Source organism: Mesorhizobium sp. M7A.F.Ca.US.005.03.2.1 (genome assembly GCF_003997795.1).
GTDB lineage: Bacteria > Pseudomonadota > Alphaproteobacteria > Rhizobiales > Rhizobiaceae > Mesorhizobium > Mesorhizobium ciceri.
In genome coordinates this window covers 1-4,122 of sequence record NZ_RZRP01000574.1, presented here as the reverse complement: position 1 = coordinate 4,122, position 4,122 = coordinate 1, and the positions used below count along the sequence as shown (strand labels likewise).

At 62.2% G+C, this 4,122-nt stretch carries 4 protein-coding genes; 3 read left to right on the top strand and 1 reads right to left on the bottom strand.

What is annotated here, in order from left to right; genetic code table 11:
• Positions 1–299, bottom strand: a 299-nt coding sequence (locus EN991_RS25890; protein ID WP_024503583.1) for a DUF3572 domain-containing protein, incomplete at its 3' end; no start/stop codon positions are given.
• Positions 300–544: 245 nt separating this feature from the next.
• Here EN991_RS25890 and EN991_RS25885 point away from each other — a divergent pair.
• The 3 genes from EN991_RS25885 to EN991_RS25870 form a co-directional block, all read left to right on the top strand.
• The gene (locus EN991_RS25885; protein ID WP_013531932.1) at positions 545–916 is read left to right on the top strand and encodes a response regulator; all 372 of its coding nucleotides are present in this window, start codon (positions 545–547) and stop codon (positions 914–916) included.
• A gap of 33 nt (positions 917–949) precedes the next feature.
• On the top strand, positions 950–2,323 hold the full coding sequence (locus EN991_RS25880; RefSeq protein ID WP_024503582.1) for a PleD family two-component system response regulator: 1,374 nt from the start codon (positions 950–952) through the stop codon (positions 2,321–2,323).
• A 521-nt stretch (positions 2,324–2,844) separates the two neighbouring features.
• Positions 2,845–4,122 (top strand): FAD-dependent monooxygenase (locus tag EN991_RS25870; RefSeq protein ID WP_127369828.1); only part of this gene is annotated, 1,278 nt, incomplete at its 3' end.

Genomic DNA, 4,122 nt, shown 5'->3' with positions numbered 1-4,122 from the left:
CATATGGAATGCTCGTGGTTGTCATCGCCCAGCGGCAGCGACCGCAGGGCCTTGCCGACAGCAGCCGGCGGGGTGCCGGTTTCCTCGGCAAAGCGCATCAGCGTCGGCTCGTGGGCGAGGATGAATTGCAGGACACCAGCCAGGAAACCTGGCTCACTGGCGGCTTTGCGGATCGAATGGACCTCTATGCCGGTGATAGCCAGAAAGCGCGGCAAAAGCTCCGGATCGGAGGCGACAAAGCCCAGGGCCTTCACGGCAATCGATTCCGCTTCTTCGCGCATTGACGCTGCGTTTGCCATCACTACCTTCGGTGTGTGGATGAGTCTCTCCCGCAGTAATGGCAAGAGTTGCTTGCGGCAAGCCATTAGAGCGTGGCGCGCCCTTTGGACGCGCAGGCGACGAGGTAGAATTCGCGCTGTTTTCCAGCCGCGGATTTCCGTTTCGTCAATCATATTGCCGTAAAGTGAAGCAGGGTTTGGTGCGTTCAGACATGGGCGCATGACGGTCGCCTTCGAAGCGGAAGGGCGGCCGGGACGGGATATCGATGCCGAAGAAGGTTATGATCGTCGAGGACAATGAGCTCAACATGAAGCTCTTTCGGGACCTCATCGAGGCAAGCGGTTACGAGACCGTGCGCACCCGCAACGGTCTGGAAGCGCTCGATCTGGCACGCCAGCACCGGCCGGATCTCATCTTGATGGATATCCAGTTGCCTGAGGTGTCGGGGCTTGAAGTGACCAAATGGCTGAAGGAGGACGACGAACTGCACGTCATCCCCGTCATTGCCGTGACCGCCTTCGCCATGAAAGGCGACGAGGAACGTATTCGCCAGGGTGGCTGCGAGGCTTATATTTCGAAGCCGATCTCGGTGCCGCGTTTCATCGAAACCATCAAATCCTATCTGGGCGATGCGTGATGTGCCCCTTCAGCCGAGTCGGAGCGTTATGAAATGACTGCGCGGATCCTCGTCGTCGACGATATCCCTGCCAATGTGCGGCTGCTGGAAGTGCGGCTGCTGGCCGAATATTTCGAAGTGTTGACCGCCACCAACGGGCCGGATGCGATCGAGACCTGCGAGAACGGCAAGGTCGATGTCGTGCTGCTCGATGTGATGATGCCTGATATGGACGGCTTCGAGGTCTGTCGGCGGCTGAAGAGCGATCCGGCGACATCGCACATTCCGGTGGTGATGATCACCGCGCTGGACCAGGTTTCCGACCGCGTCCGCGGGCTTGAGGCTGGCGCCGACGACTTCCTGACCAAGCCGGTCAACGACCTGCAGCTGATGACGCGCGTCAAGAGCCTGGTTCGGCTGAAGTCGCTGACCGACGAGTTGCGGCTGCGCGCCTCGACGACGCGCAACATCGGCATCGAGGAGTTGCTCAGCCGCAATTTCGCATCCGAGGACACGACGCCGAAAGTGCTTTTGATCGACGAGCGCAAAACATCCGTCGAGCGCATCCAGAAGATGCTGCGTGATCGGGCCGACCTCGACGTCACACATGATCCGCATGCCGGTTTCTTCCAGGCCGCCGAGACATCCTATGAATGCGTGATGATCTCGACCGCGTTCGCCGATTTCGATCCGCTGAGGCTCTGTTCGCAGTTGCGCTCGCTCGATCGCACCCGCTTCGTGCCGATTATCCTGCTGGCGGAGGAGGGCGAGGAGGAACGCATCATTCGCGGCCTGGAACTCGGCATCAACGACTATCTCATGCGGCCGATCGACCAGCAGGAACTGACGGCACGGCTGCGCACGCAGGTGCGCCGTAAGCGCTACAACGACCAGCTACGGGCCAGCGTCACCCAGACAATCGAAATGGCGGTGACCGACGGTCTGACCGGGCTGCACAATCGCCGCTATCTGGACAGCCATCTGCAGACGCTGTTCGATCGCGCCGTGGCACGGCGCCGGCCGCTGTCGGTGATGATCACCGACCTCGATCGCTTCAAGGCGATCAACGACGCGCACGGTCATGATGGCGGCGACGAGGTGCTGCGGGAATTCGCACGGCGGCTGCGCAAGAATGTCAGGGGTATCGACCTTGCCTGCCGCTTTGGCGGCGAGGAATTCGTCGTGGTGATGCCGGATACCGAGGGCGCGGTGGCCGAGAAGGTGGCCGAGCGCATTCGCGCCGAAATCGCCCAGGCGGCTTTCGCCATCGGCCAGGACGGCAAGGCGATCGAAGTCACGGTCAGCGTCGGCGTGTCGTCGGTGCTGAAGGGCGTGGACACGGTGGCGGCGCTCATGAAGCGTGCCGATCTCGCGCTCTACGAAGCCAAAAGCGGCGGCCGCAATCGGGTCGTCGCCAAGGCGGCGTAGTGATCCAGCCCCGATTATCCAGTCAACCCGACAGGGTTACCCGTTTACCTTAATCCAAGCGATTCGCGAGCCTTGGTTAAGAAACTGTTGATTTTCATAAGCTCTTGCGCGACTGTGCAGGCCAAGACGAAGCCGGCACGAGGATAGACCGCCGGCTCCGGTCCCTGGGAATACCCCATGATGCTCAGGTCCGCCGCATCTCCTGGGTCCGTGGGGTCGGCCGGCCGGCGCTGGCACATAGTGGCCTCCTCGTACCGCTGCCAAACGCCGACCGGCCCCCTTCTTTCCAATGAACATCAGAGCTCCGTGCCAAAGCACGGAAGACTCTGGGTTTTTGCGCCTGAAAATCTGGATATCGTTAGGGGAAATTGCCCCGAGCGCTTGTTCCGCGGCAACCCACAGGGGGAACAATACCGTTCCCTTCCATTTCGTACATATGGCGCACAAGGGGCTTGCGGCAAGACCCGGCTCCTCCCGTAAAACCGACCCGAACCAAGGTGCGGAAAACGGGAGTGACGACAATGGTTTCAGATCATGCGGTGGTGATCGCCGGGGGTGGTCCGACGGGATTGATGCTGGCGGGCGAACTGGCGCTAGCAGGCGTCGACGTTGCCATTGTCGAAAGGCGGCCGGATCAGAAACTTGCCGGCCTGCGCGCAGGCGGCCTCCATGCACGCACCATCGAGGTGCTCGACCAGCGCGGAATTGCCGATCGGTTCCTCTCGCAGGGCCAAGTGAGCCCGGCCGTAGGTTTTCACATGATCCGCCTAGACATCAGCGATTTCCCAACCCGGCACAATTACCTGTTGGCGTTGCGGCAGAACCACATCGAGCGCATCCTGGCCGACTGGGTCGGCGAGTTGAAGGTGCCGATCTATCGTGAACACGAGGTTGCGGGGTTTATCCAGGACGACAGCGGCGTCGACGTCGAACTGTCCACCGGTCACCGCCTGAGGGCCGCATATCTGGTCGGCTGCGACGGAGGCCGCAGCACCATTCGCAAGGCGGCCGGTATCGAGTTCGCCGGATGGGATCCGACGATGAGCTGGATGATTGCCGAGGTCGAAATGTCGGAAGAACCGCCATGGGGCTTCCGCAGCAACGCCTCCGGAATTCATGCCCTGGGTAAGATCGAGGACGGCAAGAAGGTTGGCGTCGTGCTGACGGAGCCCCGCCTGGAGGCGCGCGGCGAACCGACGCTACGCGAGCTCAGCGAGGCGCTGGCTGCCATCTATGGCACCGATTTCGGGGTCCACAGCCCGACCTGGCTCTCCCGCTTCACCGACATGACGCGCCAGGCTGCCGCATATCGCGACAGACGCGTGCTCCTGGCCGGCGATGCCGCCCACGTCCATCCGCCGATGGGTGGACAGGGCCTCAACATCGGCGTGCAGGATGCGGTGAACCTTGGATGGAAGCTGGCCCAGGTCATCAAGGGGATATCGCCGGAAAGCCTTCTCGACAGCTATCATGCCGAGCGCCATCCGGTTGCCGCCCGCGTGTTGCGTAACACGATGGCGCAGGTCGCGCTTCGCCGCACGGATGACCGCAGCAAGGCCTTGGCCGACACCGTTGCCGAGTTGCTCGGCATGGATGAACCCCGCAAAAAGATCGCAGCCGAGATGTCCGGCCTGGGTGTCCACTACGACCTCGGCGAGGGGCACCCGCTGCTTGGGCGGCGAATGCCCGATCTCGATCTGACCACCGCCGGCGGACCGTTGCGGGTCTTCACCTTGCTGCACGACGCGCGGCCCGTGCTGCTCAACCTCGGTGAGCCCGGCAGACTGGACATCGCGCCT

Excerpts from the sequence above, each read along its gene's own strand:
- EN991_RS25885 (WP_013531932.1), top strand. The coding sequence starts at position 545 with ATGCCGAAGAAGGTTATGATCGTCGAGGACAATGAGCTCAACATGAAG.
- EN991_RS25880 (WP_024503582.1), top strand. The coding sequence starts at position 950 with ATGACTGCGCGGATCCTCGTCGTCGACGATATCCCTGCCAATGTGCGG.